22 protein-coding genes and 2 pseudogenes are annotated in these 21,323 nt (G+C 70.7%); 16 read left to right on the forward strand and 8 right to left on the reverse strand.

Translation table 11 applies throughout. From position 1 onward, the window contains the following. Positions 1 to 112 precede the first annotated feature (112 nt). The 5 genes and pseudogenes from ACFVYR_RS28660 to ACFVYR_RS28680 all read left to right on the forward strand — a co-directional run bounded on the left by ACFVYR_RS28660 (position 113) and on the right by ACFVYR_RS28680 (position 4,336). Positions 113 to 496 (forward strand): type II toxin-antitoxin system RelE/ParE family toxin, encoded by a 384-nt coding sequence (locus ACFVYR_RS28660; RefSeq protein ID WP_384260326.1) that lies wholly within the window; start codon positions 113 to 115, stop codon positions 494 to 496. Beyond that, a complete protein-coding gene (locus ACFVYR_RS28665) occupies positions 496 to 828 on the forward strand; it encodes a helix-turn-helix domain-containing protein (protein ID WP_384260324.1) in 333 nt (110 codons plus the stop codon). Before ACFVYR_RS28660 ends, ACFVYR_RS28665 begins: the two co-directional genes overlap by 1 nt. An 89-nt stretch (positions 829 to 917) precedes the next feature. Then, positions 918 to 1,232: a trypco2 family protein gene (locus ACFVYR_RS28670; protein ID WP_384260321.1), complete on the forward strand. Its 315-nt coding sequence runs from the start codon at positions 918 to 920 to the stop codon at positions 1,230 to 1,232. A 1,770-nt stretch (positions 1,233 to 3,002) separates the two neighbouring features. Continuing rightward, positions 3,003 to 3,548: pseudogene (locus ACFVYR_RS28675) on the forward strand (tetratricopeptide repeat protein); the annotation flags it as partial. A 56-nt stretch (positions 3,549 to 3,604) separates the two neighbouring features. After that, on the forward strand, positions 3,605 to 4,336 hold the full coding sequence (locus ACFVYR_RS28680; RefSeq protein WP_389613037.1) for a tetratricopeptide repeat protein: 732 nt from the start codon (positions 3,605 to 3,607) through the stop codon (positions 4,334 to 4,336). On the opposite strand, the gene ACFVYR_RS28685 is transcribed toward ACFVYR_RS28680, so the two are convergent. Continuing rightward, positions 4,326 to 4,724: a hypothetical protein gene (locus ACFVYR_RS28685; protein WP_384260319.1), complete on the reverse strand. Its 399-nt coding sequence runs from the start codon at positions 4,722 to 4,724 to the stop codon at positions 4,326 to 4,328. The genes ACFVYR_RS28680 and ACFVYR_RS28685 overlap by 11 nt on opposite strands. 84 nt (positions 4,725 to 4,808) lie before the next feature. On the opposite strand from ACFVYR_RS28685, the gene ACFVYR_RS28690 reads away from it, so the two are divergent. From ACFVYR_RS28690 to ACFVYR_RS28725, 8 genes are all read left to right on the forward strand, one after another. Continuing rightward, a complete protein-coding gene (locus ACFVYR_RS28690) occupies positions 4,809 to 5,615 on the forward strand; it encodes a helix-turn-helix domain-containing protein (protein WP_384260317.1) in 807 nt (268 codons plus the stop codon). Then, entirely contained in the window at positions 5,612 to 5,812 is a 201-nt protein-coding gene (locus ACFVYR_RS28695; protein ID WP_384260315.1) for a DUF397 domain-containing protein, read from the forward strand. Before ACFVYR_RS28690 ends, ACFVYR_RS28695 begins: the two co-directional genes overlap by 4 nt. A gap of 275 nt (positions 5,813 to 6,087) precedes the next feature. Beyond that, on the forward strand, positions 6,088 to 7,026 hold the full coding sequence (locus tag ACFVYR_RS28700; protein WP_384260313.1) for a hypothetical protein: 939 nt from the start codon (positions 6,088 to 6,090) through the stop codon (positions 7,024 to 7,026). 50 nt (positions 7,027 to 7,076) lie between these two features. Then, entirely contained in the window at positions 7,077 to 7,760 is a 684-nt protein-coding gene (locus ACFVYR_RS28705) for a Uma2 family endonuclease (protein WP_384260310.1), read from the forward strand. 230 nt (positions 7,761 to 7,990) lie between these two features. Further along, positions 7,991 to 9,262, forward strand: coding sequence for an aspartate kinase (locus ACFVYR_RS28710; protein ID WP_384260308.1), 1,272 nt, complete (start codon positions 7,991 to 7,993; stop codon positions 9,260 to 9,262). After that, a complete protein-coding gene (locus ACFVYR_RS28715; protein WP_384260306.1) occupies positions 9,259 to 10,317 on the forward strand; it encodes an aspartate-semialdehyde dehydrogenase in 1,059 nt (352 codons plus the stop codon). Before ACFVYR_RS28710 ends, ACFVYR_RS28715 begins: the two co-directional genes overlap by 4 nt. A gap of 437 nt (positions 10,318 to 10,754) precedes the next feature. Next, positions 10,755 to 11,330, forward strand: coding sequence for a SigE family RNA polymerase sigma factor (locus tag ACFVYR_RS28720; RefSeq protein WP_062774674.1), 576 nt, complete (start codon positions 10,755 to 10,757; stop codon positions 11,328 to 11,330). Then, positions 11,327 to 12,484 carry a hypothetical protein gene (locus ACFVYR_RS28725; RefSeq protein ID WP_384260302.1) on the forward strand — a complete coding sequence of 386 codons (1,158 nt, stop codon included), beginning with the start codon at positions 11,327 to 11,329 and terminating at the stop codon, positions 12,482 to 12,484. Before ACFVYR_RS28720 ends, ACFVYR_RS28725 begins: the two co-directional genes overlap by 4 nt. A gap of 65 nt (positions 12,485 to 12,549) precedes the next feature. Here the strand turns inward: ACFVYR_RS28725 and ACFVYR_RS28730 are convergent, their stop codons facing one another. Further along, complete coding sequence (locus ACFVYR_RS28730) at positions 12,550 to 13,323, reverse strand: SURF1 family protein (protein WP_384260300.1); 774 nt, start codon at positions 13,321 to 13,323, stop codon at positions 12,550 to 12,552. Positions 13,324 to 13,371: 48 nt separating this feature from the next. Then, positions 13,372 to 15,189, reverse strand: a complete 1,818-nt coding sequence (locus ACFVYR_RS28735) for a prolyl oligopeptidase family serine peptidase (protein WP_384260427.1) — start codon at positions 15,187 to 15,189, stop codon at positions 13,372 to 13,374. 130 nt (positions 15,190 to 15,319) lie between these two features. Between ACFVYR_RS28735 and ACFVYR_RS28740 the strand changes: the two are divergent. Next, a pseudogene (locus ACFVYR_RS28740) lies at positions 15,320 to 16,144 on the forward strand (class I SAM-dependent methyltransferase). Between the two features lie 85 nt (positions 16,145 to 16,229). On the opposite strand, the gene ACFVYR_RS28745 reads toward ACFVYR_RS28740, so the two are convergent. Continuing rightward, complete coding sequence (locus tag ACFVYR_RS28745) at positions 16,230 to 16,763, reverse strand: hypothetical protein (protein WP_384260298.1); 534 nt, start codon at positions 16,761 to 16,763, stop codon at positions 16,230 to 16,232. Between the two features lie 219 nt (positions 16,764 to 16,982). On the opposite strand from ACFVYR_RS28745, the gene ACFVYR_RS28750 reads away from it, so the two are divergent. Then, complete coding sequence (locus ACFVYR_RS28750; protein WP_384260424.1) at positions 16,983 to 17,852, forward strand: RNA polymerase sigma factor SigF; 870 nt, start codon at positions 16,983 to 16,985, stop codon at positions 17,850 to 17,852. A 37-nt stretch (positions 17,853 to 17,889) separates the two neighbouring features. Here the strand turns inward: ACFVYR_RS28750 and ACFVYR_RS28755 are convergent, their stop codons facing one another. The 4 genes from ACFVYR_RS28755 to ACFVYR_RS28770 form a co-directional block, all read right to left on the reverse strand. Further along, positions 17,890 to 18,510: a hypothetical protein gene (locus ACFVYR_RS28755; protein WP_384260296.1), complete on the reverse strand. Its 621-nt coding sequence runs from the start codon at positions 18,508 to 18,510 to the stop codon at positions 17,890 to 17,892. After that, complete coding sequence (locus ACFVYR_RS28760; RefSeq protein WP_384260294.1) at positions 18,507 to 19,559, reverse strand: DUF6286 domain-containing Asp23/Gls24 family envelope stress response protein; 1,053 nt, start codon at positions 19,557 to 19,559, stop codon at positions 18,507 to 18,509. Before ACFVYR_RS28760 ends, ACFVYR_RS28755 begins: the two co-directional genes overlap by 4 nt. Then, entirely contained in the window at positions 19,556 to 19,741 is a 186-nt protein-coding gene (locus tag ACFVYR_RS28765; protein WP_384260292.1) for a hypothetical protein, read from the reverse strand. Before ACFVYR_RS28765 ends, ACFVYR_RS28760 begins: the two co-directional genes overlap by 4 nt. 119 nt (positions 19,742 to 19,860) lie before the next feature. Then, the gene (locus ACFVYR_RS28770; RefSeq protein ID WP_384260289.1) at positions 19,861 to 20,382 is read right to left on the reverse strand and encodes an Asp23/Gls24 family envelope stress response protein; all 522 of its coding nucleotides are present in this window, start codon (positions 20,380 to 20,382) and stop codon (positions 19,861 to 19,863) included. Positions 20,383 to 20,659: 277 nt separating this feature from the next. Between ACFVYR_RS28770 and ACFVYR_RS28775 the strand changes: the two genes are divergently transcribed. Further along, a complete protein-coding gene (locus ACFVYR_RS28775; protein ID WP_384260287.1) occupies positions 20,660 to 21,271 on the forward strand; it encodes an RNA polymerase sigma factor in 612 nt (203 codons plus the stop codon). Positions 21,272 to 21,323: the final 52 nt, after the last annotated feature.

Here is a 21,323-nt window from a genome sequence, read left to right on the forward strand (position 1 = left end):
CCAGCTCCGCCCTGGCTCTGCACTGTGCCGCCTCGGGCCGACTTTCACCCGTTGAGCTGAACGTATAAGGATTCCCTTTTACCCTGCCGCGTCCTACGCTGGGATGCGGAGCATGAACTGGGAGATCAACCTCCACTCCTCGGTGGAGAAATGGATGCTCACGCTCGCGGAGGAGGACTCTGTGTCGGCCGACTTGGTCGAGGCGGCCGTCGACATGCTGGCGGAGCACGGCCCCTCGCTGGGTCGCCCGCTCGTCGACCGGCTCACTGGCTGCCGGACACACAACCTCAAGGAACTGCGACCGGGCAGCTCGGGTCGGACGGAGGTCCGCATCCTCTTCGTCTTCGACTCCGCGCGCCAGGCAATCTTGCTGGTGGCCGGCGACAAGGCCGGGCGCTGGAGGGACTGGTACGACGAGGCGATTCCGGTGGCAGAGGCCCGCTATGACGAGTACCTGGCGGCGCGGCACGGAGAAGGAAAGGGCGGAGGCGCCTGATGGGTGAGCACAGCAGCTGGGCAGAGGTGAAGCGCCGGATGCGCGAAAGCGCCCCCGACGTGTCCGACGCCGAGTGGGAGCGCCGCAAGCAGTCGGCGCGCACCGCCACCGAGGCGTACGTCCTCGGACACCACCTGCGGGAGATCCGCGAGGAACAGAACCTGACCCAGGCGGATGTCGCCAAGGCGGTCGGAATCTCCCAGGCGCGGGTCTCGCAGGTCGAGCGGGGCGAAATCCACAACCTGGAAACCATGCGGACGTACGCGGCGGCGCTCGGCGCGAGGATCACGGTGTCGATCGAGTACGGGGATCGGACTGTCGGCGCCGCATGAGGTGCTCAACTTCACCTATGGCAGGTCCTATTGGTGTGCTCCGGCGATAGGCTGCCGCGACATCGGGATCTCTGAACGGGGGCCGCGCCATGGCGGACGAAGCGTGGGTGGGGCTGGCCGAGGCGATCGGGGCGGTGCGTGCGGAGTTGGGGCGGGCGGCCGAGGAGGGGCGGGGGCAGGGCCTCCAGTTCCGTACGGGACCGGTCGAGTTGGAGTTCACCGTCGACGTGCGCAAGGACGGTGAGGCGCGGGCAAAGGTTCTTGTTCTGCCCTTCGGCGCGGAAGCGAAGGCTGCGCGGTCCCGGGGCACGGTGAACCGGCTCAAAGTGACGTTGCAGCCGGTCGACCCGGAGACGGGTGAGGACGCGCGGGTCGGGGACGACGTGGGGGAGCGCCCCCGGTAGGGCGGCGGGCGCGTCATGGACGTACGACGGGTCGTGGAGGTCTGGAACCCCCGTGCGGGGTGTGCCGGGACCGGGTACCTGGTCGCGGACCGGATCGTCCTCACAGCGCTGCACAACGTCCAGGGCGCCGGGGGACTGGAGGTCCGCCGACTCGACCCGGGCGGCCGTGAGCAGTGGACCGAAGCCGATCTTCTCTGGCCCGACCCAGGGCCGGACCCGCAGCCGGACGCGGCACTGATCCGCGTGACGGGCACGTCCTGGGCGCCGCTGCCGCCCGATGCGGCTCCCCTGCGGTGGGGCCGCATCGATCCGACCGTCACCGAAAGCCGACTCGGCTGCCTGGCCGTCGGCTTCCCGCGTTCCGAAGTGCGGGACGGCGTCCGGGATACGAAGGAGATCCGGGGCCGCGTCGAGACCCTGACCGGCCTGAAGTCGGGCGGTGACGTGATCACCGCGTACGTCGACCGGGTCGCGGCCCCCAGCAAGGCGGATCCGGACGAGACGTCCCGCTGGTCGGGAGCGTCCGGCGCGGCGCTGTTCGCCCGCGGCCGGCTTGTCGGTGTCGTCACGACCGACCGCGCACGGGACTATGAGGCGGACCAGCTCACGGCGGTGTCCGTGGCGTCGCTCGCCGCGCGGCCCGGGTTCGCGATGGCGGTGAAGGCGGCGGGCGGGGACCTGGTCCTGGAGGACGTCAGCGCGGCGTCCGACACGGGGCCGCCGCGCACGGCGTACGACGTGGAGGTGCCCCGGGGACTGCACAATCTGCCGGACCTGCCGTCACGGTTCTTCGTCGGCCGGGACGAGGCCCTCGCCACGCTCAGCCGCGCCCTGTCCGAGGACTCCCAGACGATCACCCAGACCCTGCACGGTCTGGGCGGCGTCGGAAAGACGACGCTGGCGCTGCACTACGCCCACGGCCACCGGGACGCGTACCGGCTGGTGTGGTGGCTCCGAGCGGACACGCCCGACCTGATCGACACGGGCCTGGCGGCGCTCACCGACCGTCTCCGGGGGGACAGGGCCCCCGTCCTCGCCACCGCACAGGCGGCTTCCTGGGCCATCGGGTGGCTACAGACCCATCCGGGCTGGCTGCTCGTCTTCGACAACGTGAAGAGGCCGGAGGACGTCCGTACGGTGACGGGGCAACTCCGCGACGCAGGTCGCCAGTTGATCACCAGTCGCTGCAAGGGAGGCTGGTCGGGCGAGCCGATCCCCCTCCCTGTACTGGACGCCGTAGCCTCCCTGGACCTGCTGGCACGCCTGACAGACGGTGGCGACGAGGAGGAGGCCCGCGCCCTGGCCGAAGAGCTGGGCCACCTGCCCCTCGCCCTGGAGCAGGCGGGCGCCTTCATCGCGCAGACCTCGATCACGGTCGGGGAGTACCGCGAGATGCTCCGCGAGTACGCGCGGCACACGACGGACGCCGCTCCCGAGGGCTCGAACCCCGCGCAGACGATGGCCCAGATCTGGCGCATCACGTTGGACGCGCTCCACGAGCGGGACCCTCGCGCGGTGGACCTCCTGCGGATCGCCGCCTGGTACGCCCCGACGGGCATACCCCGCGACCTCTTCACCCCGCTCGCCGAGAACCCCGTCGACCTGGCCGCGCTCCTGGCCCTCCTGGCCAACTACAACATGATCACCCTCGACCGTTCGACCCTCGGCGTCCACCGCCTCGTCCAGACAGTGGCCCGCACGTCGTCGGAGGACGATCCGCACCGCACCGATTCCCTGATCACGGAGGCCCGCGACCGAGCCGCGGCCTGGATGTGCGACGTGCTCCAGGGCGACCCGCTGGGCAACGTGGCTGTATGGCCGACGTGGAGAAGGCTTCTGCCGCATGCCGAAGCCCTGTTGGAGGCGTGGGGTTCTGGCGAGGACACCGAGGACACGTGCGTAGTGATCAATAAGGTCGCGTCTTACCTTGAAGGTCAAGGGGAAGTCCGTAAGGCCATCAGTCTCTTTCACCGCGGTGCGGAATCTGCCACCCGAGTGTTTGGTGAGTCTCACCCGGACACGTTGAAACTGCGGAACAACTTGGCGGGTGCCTATGAGACATCCGGTGATGTGGGTCGAGCGATCTCTCTGTACGAGCAGACGTTGACTGATTTGCTGCGGGTGTTGGGTGAGGATCACCCGGACACGTTGAGGGCGCGGAACAACCTGGCCTTCTCGTACAGGACGGCGGGCGATATGGGCCGTGCGCTTCCCTTGTACGAGGAGACGCTGGCCGCGCGGCTGCGGGTGTTGGGCGAGGATCACCCCGACACCCTGTCGTCACGCAACAACCTGGCGGGCGCCTATAAGGCGGCGGGTGACGTAGGTCGTGCGACCGCCTTGTACGAGGAGCGCTGGCCGCGCGGCTGCGGGTGTTGGGTCCGGATCATCCCAACACCTTGTCGTCACGGAACAACCTGGCGGGCGCTTATCAGGCGGAGGGCGATGTGGTTCGTGCGCTTGCCCTGTACGAACAGATTTTGGCGGACAGCATCCGTGTGCTGGGTGCGGACCACCCGGGTACGTTGACGTCGCAGAACAACCTCGCCTTTGCCTATGAGTCGGCGGGGGACGTGGAACGTGCGCTCGTGCTGTACGAGCAGGTGCTGGCCGACTGCGACCGGGTATTGGGCGCGGACAGCCCGCAGACGCTGAAGTGCCGGAACAATCTGGCAGGTGCGTACATGTGGACGGGTGATGTGGGCCGTGCCCTTGAGTTGTACGAGCAGGTGCTGACGGACTGCGCCCGGGTGTTGGGCGCGGACAGCCCGCAGACGCTGATGTCCCGGAACAATCTGGCAGGGGCGTACTTGGCGATGGGTGACGTGGGTCGCGCTATCCCTCTGTATGAGGAGACGTTGGCCGCTCGGCTGCGGGTGTTGGGCGCGGACCACCCGGACACACTGCTGTCGCGGAACAACCTCGCGGGAGCGTGCGAGGCGGCGGGCGACCTGGGGCGTGCGGTTCCCCTGTGCGAGCAGGCGCTGAGCGACTGCGTTCGGGTGCTGGGGACGGAGCACTCGACCACCGTGGTCGTACGCCAGAACCTGGCTGCCATGCGCGCCCGGTACCGGGACTGGCAGTTCGGGAAGTCTACGGACTGACCAGGTCCAGGACTGTCAGCAGGTGAGCCGGTACCACGTACGGCGCCGTCGGCGTCGGTTCCGAGTACCAGAGCAACGGCCACGTGTTGCCGTTCAGGGCCGGGACGCCGATGTACGTCACCGTGCGCGGGGTGCCGAAGCGCTGTACGCCCAGCGGCCACGTGTGGTCCTTGGCCGTGCCCGGGGCCACCAGGAAGTACATCCACCGGAACCCCGTCGCCTCGCAGATGACGGGGCCGGCGTCCCCGTCCGCCTCGGCGAGCAGTCGTGCGGCGACCTGTTCCCCTCGTACGCCCTGAATGCGGAGCGCGTCGAAGTGCACGCCGGACACCCGGAGTTGGTGACCGGCCACCGGGACCCACTCGGGCCAGTGAATTGCGTTCGTCATGGTCACAGCGTGCGTAGTGCGGGGCTACGCTCGGTAGTGACTGAGGGGATACGCGCCTCCGTGTATCCGACGGAGGTGGTCGCTGTGTCCGTGCAGTACAACCCGACCTGGCGCTACAGCGGGAACCAGTTGAAGCGGTGGCGGATGAAGGCGAACGTCACGCGGGAGGAGCTGGGTGCCGCCTCCAATTACGCGCCGGACACCATCAAGGCCATGGAGCAGGGCGTCCGGATGCCGACCACCCGGGTGCTGGACGTGGCCGACGGGATGTGTGGGGCGGACGGGCTGTTGAGCGCGGCGAAGGATTACGTACAGGCGGAGAAGTTTCCGCCACGGGCCCAGGACTTCATGGACCGCGAGCGTGAAGCGATCGCCCACTGGTCGTACGAGCTGGCCTTGGTACCCGGCCTGTTGCAGACTGCGGAGTACATGCGATTCCTGATCGGCAACCGCCGTCCGCCGCTCGATGAGCACACGGCCCGGGAGCGGATCGCGGCGCGCGAGGAGCGACAAAGGCTCCTGACGCGTCGACCACTCTCATCCTTCGGCTTCGTGCTGTACGAGGCTGTTTTGCGTTGCCCGTTCGGTGGTCCGGACGTGCAAAAGGGCCAACTCCTGCGGCTGCTTGAGGCGGCGGAGCTGCCCAACATTGAGCTGCAGGTCCTGCCGTACGACCGGGCCATTTCGACGGCACTCATCGGCCCAATGGTGTTGCTCGAAGCGCCTGACCACGAACGGTTCGCCTACTCAACCGGCCAGTCCGTCAGTCAGCTGACCACCGATCCACCGGTGGTCAGCGCGCACATCGAGAGGTTCAGCATGATTCGCGCAGTCGCCTTGGATCCCGTCGAGTCGGCCCAGTACATCGGACGGTTGGTGGATGCGCTGTGAGCGGCCAGCTGAAGTGGTCCAAGTCGAGCTACAGCGATGACGAGGGAGACAATTGCGTGGAGGTGGCGACCTGCACCGCCCCCGGTGCCCCCATCACACTCCACGTCCGGGACTCAAAAGACCCGGCGAGCCCCGAGCTCACCGTCTCGGCCCCCGCCTGGACCACCTTCATCGCCGCAGTTCAGCCCGGGGCTTGAGCCTCGGGACCCGAGCTCTTCCCTGGGTCTGGTTCACCGATGAAATGAACCCAACCAACGTGGCCAGAAGCGGAGTTGAGGGCTCCGTCACCCTCAAGAGTGACGTTCCGTAGTCAGCTTGCGTCGGAACGTAAAACCGCCCTAGGTTCGCGGCAATAGAACGGCCCCGGTCGGTGCGCCAACACCGGATCCGAGGCCTAGCCCTACGAGTCGAATCAAGGTCGACCGTGACTTGCTCTCAGCCTAATCCCGTCCTGCCCTCCCCGTCCCACCCGATGGCCAAATCGGGCTACGGCAAACGCCTCGCGGGTGACGCGGAACCGGACACCGAGCCCGACTTCGCACACTTGATGCCCCGCGACGCGGAACTCGCGACGTTCGTCGATCACCTCCCCGACGGGGCCGCGATGGGCCACAAGGTCATCGCCGCCGAACACCCCCGCTACGGCCAGCAGGCCACCCGCACCTCCCTGCGGCGCCTCACCGAGGCCGGGCACCTGCGCTGGGTCAAGGAACACATCACCGTCGAGGACAACTCGATGCGGTGGGTGACCAGGACGTATTGGTCCAGGGAGCCCAAGTCCCCGGAGTGGTGGGTCGAGTTCGTGCGGGCCCGGCACGGGCGGGACGTCACGGACGCCTACCAGTCGGGCCTGGCCAGGGCGACCGAGCCGGAGGAGGGGGAAGCGGCGGCCCCCGCCGACGAGCCGAGCGCCGCCCACCACACCCTCGCCCAACTCCGTACCGCCGACCGCCGCATGGCCCTCTCCGAGCAGGAGTGCAAACAGCTCGCGCCCCGCGCAGCGGAGTGGCTGGAGCGTGGCGCGACGCCGCAGGACATCACCCGCGCCCTCACCGAAGGGCTGCCGCCCACCGTCACCAACCCGGGCGGTTTCGCCCGGACCAGACTGGAGAACAAGATGCCCCCCAAGCGCCAGGCCCCCGCCAAGGCACGCGGCCGTGTCACGCGAGCCGTCATGATCTGCCCGTTCTGCGAGGAGCCCGAGACCTCCGTCGAGCTGGTCAACGGAATCTGCATGGACTGCTGCCCGCCGGAGGAGCGCTCGGGGTACGTCCCGGACACGTTCCTCGCACGGCCGCCGATCCCGCCGCGCCCGCACCCAGCGGGATACGACGACGTGGTGGACGTGACCGAGCGGGTGGCGGAGCTGCGCCGGGCCGCCGGACTGCCGACGCCCCGGGGCGGCGTATGAGCGTGCAGGACGTGCCGGTCCGGGCACCATGGAGTCAAGGAGGCGACGCCATGACCCCCAGCACCGAAGAGCGCCCGGAGATGTCCGTCGAGGATTTCGAGGAACTCGTCCGCAGGGCTCCGGAAACCGTGCGCAACAGGCTCGAATTTCTCGGCGGGAGGTTGTGCGTGAAGCATGGCCCGATCGATGTCGAGGACTTCGAGGAACTCGCCAGGGTGGCGCCCGAGACGGTGACGCTCGAACTCATCGACGGGAAGCTAGAGGTCAAGCCCGTGCCCGACCTGCGTCATGGAGCCATCATCATGTGGCTGCTGCGCACGTGCATGCAGCAGCGGCCGGAACTGGCTCTCTACCCGGAGCAGGCGCTGGCGGTGCCGGCCTACAGAGCTGGGCGAGCCCGAGCGGACGGAGCTCTCGCCCCCTTGGACCACTTCGCGGACCAGGAAGGCGAGTGGGGGGACCCGGCGGGCGTCCTCATGGTCGTCGAGGTCACCTCGTACGACCGCGACACCGATCGCCGCGACCGCCACGAGAAGCGTCACGGGTACGCGCGGGCGGGCATCCCCGTCTACCTCCTCATCGACCGGGACAGCGACAGCCTGACGGTGTTCAGCGACCCGCACGACGGCGACTACCGGCAGAGCCCTTCGTACGCGTACGGCGCCACCGTCACACTCCCCGCCCCCGTCGCCATCGCGCTCAACACCGAGAAGCTCAAGGACTACGCCGACTGATGCCGGCGGCCGGGGCGGGACTGTGACCCGCCCCACTTTCCGGAGTGCCCCGCTCCGAACCGGGCATGTGCCCAGCCGAGCGGCCGGAACGTACTCCCCGAACAGCGGGGGCGTATGCCCCTGGTGATCAACTTGTGAGCGGGACATCTCACGATGCGATATGACCGAGGCGGATTTCGGCCGCTCGTTAGACTGAGCCGACCGCACAACGGATTGAGCGAGGAGCGCACGTGGGCCTTGTCGTGCAGAAGTACGGAGGCTCCTCCGTAGCCGATGCCGAGGGCATCAAGCGGGTCGCCAAGAGAATTGTCGACGCCAAGAAGAACGGCCACCAGGTCGTTGTCGTGGTGTCGGCGATGGGCGACACGACGGATGAGTTGATCGATCTCGCCGGACAGGTATCCCCGATTCCTGCCGGGCGCGAATTCGACATGCTGCTGACCGCCGGAGAGCGGATCTCCATGGCCCTGCTGGCCATGGCGATCAAAAACCTGGGCCACGAGGCCCAGTCGTTCACGGGCAGCCAGGCCGGCGTCATCACCGACTCCGTCCACAACAAAGCGCGGATCATCGACGTCACCCCCGGGCGGATCCGGACCTCGATCGACGAGGGCAACATCGCCATCGTCGCCGGGTTCCAGGGCGTCAGCCAGGAGGGCAAGAACATCACCACGCTCGGCCGTGGTGGATCCGACACGACCGCCGTCGCCCTCGCCGCCGCCCTCGACGCCGAGGTCTGCGAGATCTACACGGACGTGGACGGTGTCTTCACCGCCGACCCGCGTGTGGTCAAGAAGGCGCGGAAGATCGACTGGATCTCGTTCGAGGACATGCTGGAGCTCGCGAGCTCCGGGTCCAAGGTGCTGCTCCACCGCTGTGTGGAGTACGCGCGTCGTTACAACATCCCGATCCACGTGCGGAGCTCGTTCTCCGGACTGCAGGGCACGTGGGTCAGCAACGAACCGCAAGGGGACCGCAAGGTGGAGCAGGCCATCATCTCCGGTGTCGCGCACGACACCTCCGAGGCCAAGATCACGGTCGTCGGCGTGCCGGACAAGCCGGGCGAGGCCGCCTCGATCTTCCGCGCCATCGCGGACGCCGAGGTCAACATCGACATGGTCGTGCAGAACGTGTCGGCCGCCTCGACGGGCCTGACCGACATCTCCTTCACCCTTCCCAAGGCCGAGGGCCGCCGCGCCATCGACGCCCTGGAGAAGACCCGCACGGCCGTCGGCTTCGACTCGCTGCGCTACGACGACCAGATCGCCAAGATCTCGCTCGTCGGCGCCGGCATGAAGACGAACCCGGGCGTCACCGCGACCTTCTTCGAGGCGCTCAGCGACTCCGGCGTGAACATCGAGCTCATCTCGACCTCCGAGATCCGCATCTCGGTCGTCACGCGCGCCGACGACGTGAACGAATCCGTCCGCGCCGTCCACACGGCCTTCGGGCTCGACTCCGACACGGACGAGGCCGTGGTCTATGGAGGCACCGGGCGATGAACCGGAAGCCGACGCTCGCGGTCGTCGGAGCGACCGGGGCCGTCGGCACCGTCATGCTCCAGATCCTGTCGCAGCACGCCGACATCTGGGGCGAGATCAGACTCGTCGCCTCACCGCGCTCGGCCGGCCGCAAGCTGGCCGTGCGCGGTGCGGAGACCGAGGTGCTCGCCCTGTCGGAGGACGTCTTCGACGGGGTCGACGTCGCCATGTTCGACGTCCCCGACGACGTGGCCGAGCGGTGGGCGCCGATCGCCGCCGCCAAGGGCGTCGTCGTGGTCGACAACTCCGCCGCCTTCCGGATGGACCCGGACGTGCCACTCGTCGTGCCGGAGGTCAACCCGCACGCCGCGCGCGTGCGCCCGCGCGGCATCGTCGCCAACCCCAACTGCACGACGCTCTCGATGATCGTGGCCGTCGGCGCGCTGCACGCCGAGTTTGGGCTGCGCGAGCTGATCGTCTCCTCGTACCAGGCCGTGAGCGGCGCGGGACGGGACGGCGTCGACACGCTCCGGCGTCAGCTGCGCCTTGTCGCGGGCACGGAACTCGGCACCAGCCCCGGTGACGTACGCCGCGCGGTCGGCGACGACACCGGCCCCTTCCCGGAACCCGTCGCGCTGAACGTGGTGCCCTGGGCCGGATCGCTCAAGGACGACGGCTGGTCGTCCGAGGAGATGAAGGTCAGGGACGAGTCGCGGAAGATCCTCGGACTGCCCGGCCTCCGCGTCGCCGCCACCTGCGTACGCGTGCCCGTCGTGACCACCCACTCCCTGACCGTCCACGCCCGCTTCGAGGACGAGGTCACGGTGGACAAGGCCCGCGAGATCCTCGCCACCGCCCCCGGCGTCGTACTGTTCGACAACCCGGCCGCGGGGGAGTTCCCCACCCCCGCCGACGTGGTCGGCACCGACCCGACCTGGGTGGGCCGGGTGCGGCGCTCGCTGGACGACCCGACCGCCCTGGAGCTCTTCGTGTGCGGGGACAACCTGCGCAAGGGCGCCGCGCTGAACACGGCGCAGATCGCGGAGCTGGTGGCCGGGGAGCTCACGGCCGGTTGAGCGGCCCGGCTCACGGGCGCCCCGTATTGGTATGGACCACCCCGAAGCGGACCCCTTTGTTGGATCTGTGTAAGTTCTGTGTCCAACTTGGTGGTCGTGAGTCCTTGAACTGGATCATCTCCGCGTTCGAAGATTCGCCTCTGATCAGTTGCAACCGACGGCGAGGCGGGGGGCGTCTTTAGCGGTCGCCCGCAGGGGTGGCTCGAGCGCTGTCGAATATGGGGCATAGGGGAAGAGCTGGTACGCATGGGGGCATTTGATGCATCGTCACGAACGGTGCCCGCGCAGCATGCCGCAAACGCGAGCCCGGATGCGTACAACCCTGATGGGGGGAAGCGTGTCCAACAAGCGTGGCAGAGGTACTCGATTTCACAGTGGTACAGGCGAGAGGCGCGGCCGGGCTGCGCCCCGCTCGTCGACCCCGCACGACCGGCGGCATGCCGGTGATCGCTCCCATGCCCGCAGCGCGGCCCGCCCGCATCCCGGCGCAGCGCGAGGGCGATGACTTGCGCGTGACCGCGGGCACCACAGTCGACCATCTCACCGAGACCTATCGCGCCCATTACCGCTCGCTGCTCGGCCTCGCCGCGCTGCTCCTCGACGACACCGCGTCCTGCGAGGACGTGGTCCAGGAAGCGTTCATCCGGGTCCACTCGGCGCGCAAACGCGTGCGCGACCCGGAGAAAACCCTCGCGTACCTCCGCCAGACCGTGGTCAATCTCTCCCGTTCCGCGCTGCGCCGGCGCATCCTCGGGCTCAAGCTTCTCTCGAAGCCGATGCCCGACATGGCGAGCGCGGAGGAGGGGGCGTACGACCAGCTGGAGCGTGACGAGCTGATCAAGGCCATGCGCGGCCTGCAGCGGCGCCAGCGCGAGGTCCTCGTGCTGCGCTACTTCGCCGACATGACCGAGGCGCAGGTCGCCGAGACCCTGGGAATATCCCTCGGCTCGGTGAAGGCGTACGGCTCGCGCGGCATCGCGGCCCTGAGGGTCGCCATGGAGGCGCCGGCATGAGTGAGCGCAAGCGTGATGAGCAGGGCGGATCTGAGCACCATGGCAGGAACGGAAACGTGAACCACGGCCCCGAAGACGGCCTCGGGCCGGACAGCGGGCCCGAGGGGTCCGGCGTCGAGGAGAACGATCCAGGCGTCGAGGGAAACGATCCCGGAGCCGGTGACCCGGACTCCCTCGCCGACGAACTCGCGCTGCGGCGGATGATGCGGCGGGCCGTGGAGGAGATCGAGCCGAGCGAGCGCTCCCTCGAACACCTGCGGCAGGCGGTGCCCGCGCGCAGGGCCCGCAAGCGCCAGGCCGTCGTCGGCCTCGCGGCCGCCGCGCTCTTCATCGGCACCGCCGTCCCCGCCCTGGTGCACGTCACCAATTCGGCGGGCGACTCGGACGACCGGACCTCGATCGCGGGCAACAGCGCGGACGCGCAGGGCGGGTCGAGCCAGGGCAAGGGCCCCGACGGCGGCGAGAAGGACCCGGGCCAGAAGCCCGGCAAGTCCAAGAGCAAGGACAAGAAGGACAAGAAGGACAAGAAGGAAGGCAAGGAGAAGGGCGGCACGGGCGGCGGCGGCACGGGAGCGCCGGACCCCTCCACCTCCGAGGCCGCCACCTCGCCGGTCTGCGACGCCACCCAGCTCGGTGCCACGGGCAGCGCGGGCGCACCCGAGGCCGACAACAAGGTGTACGGCTCCTTCCGCGTCTCCAACGTCTCCGACAGCAGCTGCACCATCGAGGCCGCGGGCGCGGTCGGTACGGTGGCGCAGGGCGCGGCCGACCCCGCGAAGATCACCGTGGTCGACCACACGGCGGGGGACGCGGCGACCGGCCTGCCGGACCCGTCGCAGGAGGCCAGCCCGTTCGTGCTGCAGCCCGGCGCGGCGTACGAGGTGCGCTTCCTCTGGGTGCCTTCGGAGGCGTGTCCCTCGGGCGGCGGGGACCCGACGCCCGACCCGACGCCCACGGAAGGCGGCACCGGCACTCCCGAGGGCGGTACGCCCGGCGGCGTGGAGCCGCAGCTCGAGCGGACGGACGGCGGCGTGACCGACGGCAGCGTCGTGATCTCCCTGACCGCGGAGGCGGGCTCGCCCTCGGCGGGGACGACGATCGCCAACGCGTGTGCGGGGACGGTGTACCGGACCGGGGTGCTGCCGGCTTCATAGCCGGGCGGCGGCTCGCGTGGCGCGGCTCGCGTCGCGCGGCTCGCGTGGCGCGGGGGCGGGGCGGGCTACGGAGCCGGGAGCAGGCCCAGGCGGGCGTCGCGGGCGAACTCCGCCTCGCGGCGGAACAGGCGGAACCACATGAAGACGACGAAGCCCGCGAAGACGAACCACTCACCGGTGTAGCCGAGGTTCTGGAAGGCCTTCAGGTCCAGGCCGGTGTCGTTGGGCGCGGTCGCCGGTACGGGCTTCATGCCGGAGTCGGCCTTGCCGAGCGTGACCCACGCGTCGTACAGGTCGTCGCGTACGAGATTGACCAGCGAGGCCGAGCTGATCGCGCCCAGCTGCCCCGCGGGCAGCCCGCCCGTGGCGCTGACGCCGTTGGAACCCGGGCTCTCCGGGGCCTGCAAGGCGCCCGTGACCGTGACCTCGCCCGTGGGGGCGGCCGGGGCCTTCGCGGCGCTCGCGTCGCCGGGGAGCCAGCCGCGGACGACGGGCAGTGACTTGCCGCTCTCCGTACGCAGCAGAGTCAGCACGTAGAAGCCGGGCTTGTCGTCCAACTCCCGGTCCGGCACGAGCAGTTGCCTGCCGTAGCGGCCGGTGGCCGTGGCCTGCTCGCCGGAGGTCTCCTTGTCGACGGGCAGCAGCGAGTCGAGGGGACGCCCCCGCGTGTCCCGCTCCTTGCCCTGCTCCGCGACCTGCTCCTTCGCGGTCTCATGATCCTGTACGCGGTCCTCGAAGCGGCCGAGCTGCCAGGACCCCATGAATATGCAGAAGGGGATGGCCAGCACGACGAAGATGTTGATCCCCCACCAGCGGGGCGTCAGCAGAAACCGGTACACACCTCCACGGTACGGGGCCCCTGCGGGGGGCTGGGCTGTGGGGTGGGCTCAGCCCGCCGCAGGCAAATGCCGCGCCGCGAACGACAGCTCCAGGGCGACCTGTTTGATGCGCTCGTCCACGACCAGTGACCCGTGGCCCGCGTCATACCGGTACACCTCATGGACCGCGCCCCGCGCGGCGAGACGGTCCACGTAGTTGTCGATCTGGCGGATCGGGCAGCGCGGGTCGTTGACGCCCGCGGAGATGTAGACGGGGGCCTTCACCTCGTCCACGTACGTCAGCGGGGACGAGGCACGGAACCGCTCGGGCACCTCCTCGGGCGTGCCGCCGAGCAGCGTGCGGTCCATCGCCTTCAGGGCCTCCATCTCGTCGTGGTACGCCGTCACGTAGTCCGCGACGGGCACCGCAGCCAGGCCCACCGCCCACGCCTGTGGCTGCGTGCCGAGGCCGAGCAGGGTGAGGTAGCCGCCCCAGGAGCCGCCCGCCAGGACCAGGCGGTCGGGGTCCGCGAGGCCCGACGTCACCGCCCACTCCCGTACCGCCGCGATGTCCTCCAGCTCGATGAGGCCGACGCGGTGCTTGAGGGCGTCCGTCCACTCGCGGCCGTACCCCGTGGAGCCGCGGTAGTTCACCCGTACCACCGCGTACCCGTGGTCGACCCAGGCCGCCGGGCCGGCCGCGAACGAGTCGCTGTCGTGCCAGGTGGGGCCGCCGTGCACCTCGAAGACGGTGGGGAGCGGCCCCGAGGAGCCCGCGGGCCGCTGCACGAGCGCGTGGATGCGGCCGCCGGGCCCCTCCACCCACACGTCGTCCACCGGGACGGACTTCGGCGCCTTCATGCCGGGCGGGTCGAGGACCACGCCGCCCGCCGTCGAGCGGACCACCGGCGGCTCGGCCGCCGACGACCACATGTACTCCACGGCGCCGTCGGGCCGCGCCGTCGCGCCGGACACCGAGCCCGCGGGCGTCTCGATGCGGACCAGCTCCCGGGAGGTGAGGTCGTAGCGGAAGAGCTCGCCGCGCGCCTCGAAGCCGTGGGCGATGAGCAGGGCGGAGCCGTCCGGATACCACTCGGCGCTCACATCGCCGGGCAGGCCGAGCGCGAGGTCGCTCTCCTCGCCCGTCGCCACGTCCCACACCATCGGCTCCCAGCGGCCCCGGCGCTGGTGTCCGATCAGCAGGCGCGAGTCGCCCTCGACCGGTGCGAAGCCGAGCACCTCGAGGCCGAGCTCGACCGTGCCGCCCTCGGTGTCGTCGAGCTCGGCGACCGTGGAACCGTCCGGGCGGATCACCCGCAGGGCGGAGTGCATCGCGTCGCCGTGCTCCGTGTGCTCCACGGCGATCAGCGTGCCGTCGTACGAGAGGTCGCCGACGCCCGCCGACTCGCGGTGGCGGTACACCTCCACCGGGCCGCCGTCATCGGGGCCCACGACATGGATCGTCGAGCCGTCCTCGTCCGTCGAGCGGCCGACGACCACCGTCCCGTCATGCCTGCCGAGGGCGAGACCCGCGGGGTAGGAGGCGTCCAGGCCCGGCACCGCGGGCTCGTCGGCGCCGCCGCCGAAGGGCTGGCGCATCCATACGCCGAACTCGTCGCCGTCCTTGTCGTTGAACCACCAGATCCACTCGCCGTCGGGCGAGAGCGTGCCGTCCGTCGTGCCGTTCGGCCGGTCCGTCACCTGGCGCTGGACGCCGGTCGTGCGGTCCCACGCGTACAGCTCGTACGTCCCTGTCGCGTTCGACACGAACAGGGAGCGCTGCGGGGCGTCCTCCGCCCAGTCCGGCAGCGACACCCGAGGCGCCCTGAACCGCTTCTCCCAGTCCGGCATGGCATCAGCCCCCGTGCCCACCGCGCCCGCACTCATCGCGCCTGCCTCCCTCGCGCCCGCCGGACCCGTGCCACCCATGTCACCCGTCTCGCTCATGCCCCCATAGTGCCTGTCCCCGCCGACAATCCGCTGGCGCGATCCTCAGCCTGTGGATAACTTTCCGATCATGTACACCCCGACGCCCCCCGACTGGCGAGAGACCAACCGGAGACGTTGGGACGAGCGCGTCCCGATCCACCTCGCCAGCGACCACTACGACCTCGAAGCCTTCCGCGCGGGCAAGGACGCCCTGCGCGCCTACGAGCTCACGGAAGTGGGTGACGTACGAGGAAAGTCCCTGCTGCACCTGCAGTGCCACATAGGGCTCGACACCCTGTCCTGGGCGCGGCACGGCGCGTCCCGCGTGGTCGGCCTCGACTTCTCCGAACCCGCCGTCGAGGCCGCCCGCGAGCTCGCGGCCGGGCTCGGCCTCACGCCGGAGCAGGCCGCCTTCGTCGCCGCGGACGTGTACGACGCGCCCGATGCGGTGCCCGACTCCTCGTACGACATCGTCTACACCGGCGTGGGCGCGCTCGGCTGGCTGCCCGACATCCGGCGCTGGGCGGAGACCGCCGCCTCGCTGGTGGCGCCGGGCGGCTTCCTCTACCTCTCCGAGTTCCATCCGCTCACCGACGTCCTGGACGACGCGACGGGCTCCCGTATCGAACACGACTACTTCGCCCGGGACGCCTGGGTCGAGGAGGAGTCCGGAGGTTACGCGGACCCCGCCACGCCCACCGTCCACAACCGCAGCGTCGAGTGGCAGCACCCGATCGGCGACGTCGTCTCCGCGCTCGCCGCCGCGGGCCTGCGCATCGACTTCCTGCGTGAGCGCGACTAGACCCTCTTCGAACGCTTCGGGGCGCTCGAACTGCGCGACGGCGCCTACCGGTTTCCGCCGGACCGCCCGCGCGTCCCGCTCATGTACTCACTGAAGGCGAGCAGGACCTGACGAGCAGGGCCCGACGACGAGCAGGGCACGACGAGCAGAGCCCGACGAGCAGGCCCGGGTGTGTGCAGCAGCCGGCCGGGCCCGCTCACGGCATCGGTGACGGTGGCCGCAGCCACCCCTCCCGCCCCGGCGTGAACTCGCCCAGCTTCCGCCAGTCCCACTCCTGCAGCACCTCCCGCCCCTGGTCGTCGTCCCGCTTGAGTACGGCGACGACGACGTCGGACGTGTGCCGGGTGAGGAGCAGTGTCCGCAGGCGGGAGGCGACGCCCGCCCTGCGCCCGGCGGGCGTCACCATCAGTTCGCTGAGCCGGAACACCCGCCCCGAGGACGTCTGCTCCCCGAACTCGGCGGGCAGCACGCTCCGGAACACCTCCCACCACTCGCCGCTGCGCTCGGCGCGATAGCCGTAGAGGCAGCCGACCAGGCCCGCCGCGTCGGCCACGACCATCTCGAAGTCGGTCTGCTGGACGTCGTGGGCGAAGCGGCGCAGGAAGTCCTGCCGGTCGCGGTACTCGGCTCCCACCGTGCCGCGAAAGGCCTCTACGTACAGGTCGGCCACGGCCTCCCGCTGCTGCTCCGCCTGCCAGCGGCTCAGCCGCCGCAGAAACACCTCTGACATGTATGCGCCTCCCGCCCCGCCCCCATGAGGGCCGCTCCCCCTACACCCTTGACTCCGCATGGTGACAGTACGGACCGGCGAGCGGAACGGGGGGACGCGGGCGCGCCGAACTCCGGGGTGAATCAGTGTGCTTAACCCGGTTCCAAACGGGCAGGCGGACTGTTGTCGTACCGTCCGATGTCCCCGACCGAAGGTGAACCCGTGAGGCCGCCTACACAGTTGACCGCAGCATCGACGTACGAGGAAGCACGCACGGCGGGCCCCTGGGAAGAGACGTCCAGCAGCGAGCTGCCGTGGGTGGAGGACGCGGGCAGCGTCGCGCCCAAGGACGCGCGGGCCCTGTCGAAGATCTTCTTCGACCGGCTGCAGTTCCTCGAAGAGGGCACGCACGAATACCAGTACGCGCGCAACACCCTGATCGAGATGAACCTGTCCCTCGTGCAGTACGCGGCCGCGCGCTTCCGGGGTGGCAGCGCCGACGTCGACGACATCGTGCAGGTCGGCACGATCGGCCTGATAAAGGCCATCGACCGCTTCGAACTCTCCCGCGACGTCGCGTTCAGCACCTTCGCACTGCCCTACATCACCGGCGAGATCAAGCGGTTCTTCCGCGACACCACCTGGGCCGTCCACGTGCCGCGCCGCCTCCAGGAGCTCCGGGTCGACCTGGCGAGGGCCAAGGAGCGGCTGGCCGGCGAGCTGGACCGCGAACCGACCGTCCGGGAACTCGCCGACCACCTCGGCCTCACCGAGCACGAGGTCAACGACGGCCTCGTCGCATCGAACGGCTACACGGCGGGCTCCATCGACGTCCCCGTCGGTCAGGACGACGGGACGCAGGGACGCGACTTCGCGGACGTCCTCGGCGACGACGACCCCGCGCTCGACCTCTTCGAGGAACTGCACACGCTGGCACCCCTCATCGAGCAACTGGACGACCGCGAGCGCCACATCATCGAGATGCGCTTCGGCCAGGAGATGACGCAGGCGCAGATCGGCGAGGTGCTCGGGATCTCCCAGATGCACGTCTCACGCCTGCTGACGCGCACGCTGGGCAAGCTCCGCTCGGGCATGCTCACCGAGGCCTGACCCGGACGTGCTCACCGAGGCCTGAACGGAACGGCCGTCAGCGCAGCCGACGCCGTCCCCGCCCGCGTGACCGTGCCTTGGGTGAGCGCGCCTCGCGCGACCGCATGGTGAGTCGTACGTCGACGGCCAGCGGGCGTGGCGACGTCGCCGCCCGCGCCTCGGCCACCGTATGCCGGGCCAGGTCGCGCAGCACCGCCTCCGGGGAGCTGTCAGGCAGCAGCACCAGCGTGACGCGGGCGCGCAGCCGCCGCGGGCTCCCGCGCAGGCTCACGTAGGCGTGGGCCACGCCGTCGACGGCGCCCGCGCGCTCGGCCATCACCGCGGCGAGCGCAGGCCCGGACAGGGTGACGTCGGGCTGCCCGAGCGGCAGTTCGCGCAGCCGCCCGCGGCGCACCGCCGCCACGGCCCACCCCAGGAACAGGAGTACGCCGACACAGAGCGCGGCGACGACCAGGGGCGTCCACCAGCCGTGAGCGCGCCAGCGCGCGAGATCCGCCCCGTCGAGCCAGACCCGGTCGCCCCCGAGCCGCGGCCAGCCGGACGGCAGCCGGTCACGGACGGGTCCTGTCGCCGACGCGAGCACGGCTCCCGAACCCAGCAGGACCGCCGCCACGCAGAACAGGGCGGCGCGATTGGCGCCGGTGCGCAGTCGTGTCACGGGCCGGTACCCCCTTGCGTGGCGCTTCCTTGCGTGGTGCCTTCTTGCGGGATGCTCCCGTACGTCGTGGTGGCGCCGTCGCCGTCCGGGGTGGGCCTGGGCGCCGTCGGCGTACGCCAGAGAGGGTCCGCCCGCAGGCGGACCCGGTATCGCGGTGTGCGCCCGAGGCCCCAGGACGCCAGCGTCCGCTCCACCGCCCCGGTCAACTCCGCCCGGGCCGCCTCCAGATGGCCGAAAGCGAGCCCCGCGCGTACGCGGACCCGGCGGCGGCCGACGTCGACCCGCACCCGGGTGGTCCCCGGCAGCTCCGACACGGCGTCCCGCAGCAGCGCCGCCGCCGCACTCCGGTCGAGGACCGCGCGGATCTCCGGCAGCGGCTCCCGCATGGGGAGCCGGCCGCGGAGCCCGGGTGTCACGGCGAGAACCAGCAGCCACACGCCGAGCCCGAACACGGCGAGTGCCGCCGCGAGGCCGGGCCAGGCGCTGCCGGCCGGGCCGTGCGCGGTGAGCCACTTCGTCAGGTCGGCCCGCCACGGAGCGGGCGGCCGTCCCGCGGCGTGCACGGCCAGTAGGTCGTACAGGAGCACACCGCAGACCGCTGCGGCGGCGAGCGCCAATGCCCCGACGGGAAGCCGCCGTTGGGACCACGGCCGCCGCACCCGACGGCCACCCGTCTGCTCCTGCCCCTCCTGCCCCTCCTGCCACCGCTCCGGAACGGCGTGCGGAAGGGGTTCTTGCACCGGCTCCCGCAGCCGCAGCCCCCCGACCCTGACCCGCGCCGAAGGCACGACGAGGCCGGTGAGCCGCTGGGTGCGGTCGGCGACATGCGACCGCACGCGTTCGCCCGCCTCGTCGAGCACCTCGGGGTACGGCAGCGTCACGGTGACGGCGACCCGGGCCCGGCGTCCGCGTACCGTCGCCGCACCCCGGACGGTCCTGACCTCGCCGGGAGCCAGCGCCTCCGTGGCGGCCCGCTCCGCGACGCGCCGCACCGCGCGGTCGGCGACGCTCGTCGAGCCGCGGTCCCCCGCAGGCGTCCGCACCCTCATCGCCGCCCCCGGTCACGGCCGCCGAGGAAACCACGGATGTCCGTGCCGTCGTCCACGAGGCGCCCCACGACGAAGCCGACCGCGCCGAGCGCGGCGACCAGGAGGAAGGCGCCGAAACCGCCGAACCAGCCCGCGAATCCCAGGGCCATCCCGGCGACCAGGCCCACCAGAGCTGTGCTCACCACTCACCTCACACCACAGAAGGAGACCGTCACACCACAGTTGGGGCCCTCGCACCACGTACGGGGGTGACACCGCTGCCGTACCCCGGGTCGGACGCGGGATGCCTGCGAGAAGGCGCCTACTCCACGCGCGTCTCGCCGCCGGAGTCCGTGCTCTCGTCGTCGGGCAGCCGTACGTCGTTGACCGCGACGTTGACCTCGACGACCTCGAGGCCGGTGATGCGCTCCACCGCCGCGACGACGTTCTCGCGCACGTCGTGGGCGACATCGGTGATCGGGACGCCGTACTCGACGACGATGTCCAGGTCGATGGCCGTCTGCCGCTCGCCCACCTCGACCTTCACGCCGCGCCCGACGTTCGGACGGCCGCCGGGGACACGGTCGCGGACGGCCCCGAGCGTGCGGGAGAGCCCGCCGCCCATGTCGTACACACCGGGGATCTCCCGCGCCGCCATACCGGCTATCTTCACCACCACCACATCGGCGATGGAGGTCTTCCCGCGCGTCGCGGCCGGCTCGGTGGCGCCGGTGCCGCCCGTCACCGTGGTGCTGCCCGGCACGCTCGGCCGCGCGCCGCCGGTGAAGCCCGTCGCCTCGCCGCCGGAATCGGCCGTCTTCGAAGTGAACTCCTGAGTCGCCATGAAGCCGTCTCCTCGTAGTCAGGGACTTGCCGCTGTCGGACCTGTCGCTGTCGGACTGTCGCTGTCACACGTGCGGCCGCAGCCGTTCGCTGCGCCTGCCGACCGAGCGCTCGGTGAAAGCCGAGTGCCCGGCCCGCCACTCATCTGACACCCGCGTACGGGATTCGTGACGCGGCTCGGCCGAAATTCTTCCCCGCCGGATCACGCGTCCGCGTCGCGTAACGCGGGCGGGCGGCGCAGTGTCATAGGTGTACGAGCCGAGTGAGAGGAGCCGCGGGTGCCGGGGGACCGGGACAGCGCGCGCGAGGACGCGGACGAGTCCGTACGGGAATCCGCGGGCGGAGCCGCCCTGCGCGAGGACGGATTGCTGGCGGTACGGGCCGCCGAGGGCGACGAAGAGGCCTTCGAGCAGCTCGTGCGCCGCCACGCGCCCGCACTGCTGCGGCTCGCCACCCGGCTGCTCGGCAGCCGGACGGAGGCGGAGGACGCGGTGCAGGAATCCTTCGTGAGCGCCTGGCGCAAGATGCCCGAGTTCCGCGGGGACGCGCGGTTCGGCACATGGATGCACCGCATCGTCACGAACCGGTGCCTGAACGTCCTGCGGGCCCGCCGCCCCTCCGTGGACCTGGGGGAGGTGCCCGAGCCGCAGGCACCGGAGCACGAGGCGTCCCCGGCCCGGGTCGCCGAGTCGCACGCCGCCGTGGTGGCGCTCGGCAGGGCGATGGAGGGGCTGTCCCCGGAACAGCGGGTGTGCTGGGTGCTGCGCGAGCTCAACGGCGTCGCCTACGAGACCATCGCCGAGACGGTCGGCATCAGCCCGGAGGCGGTACGGGGCCGGGTCTTCCGGGCACGGCGCTATCTCACGGAGGCGATGGCCGCATGGCGGTGAACGAGGAGCGAGGGCCGGGCGGAGAGATGCCGAGCGGAGGAACGCCGGGCGG

Source organism: Streptomyces sp. NPDC058284, from assembly GCF_042881135.1.
Taxonomy (GTDB): Bacteria; Actinomycetota; Actinomycetes; order Streptomycetales; family Streptomycetaceae; genus Streptomyces.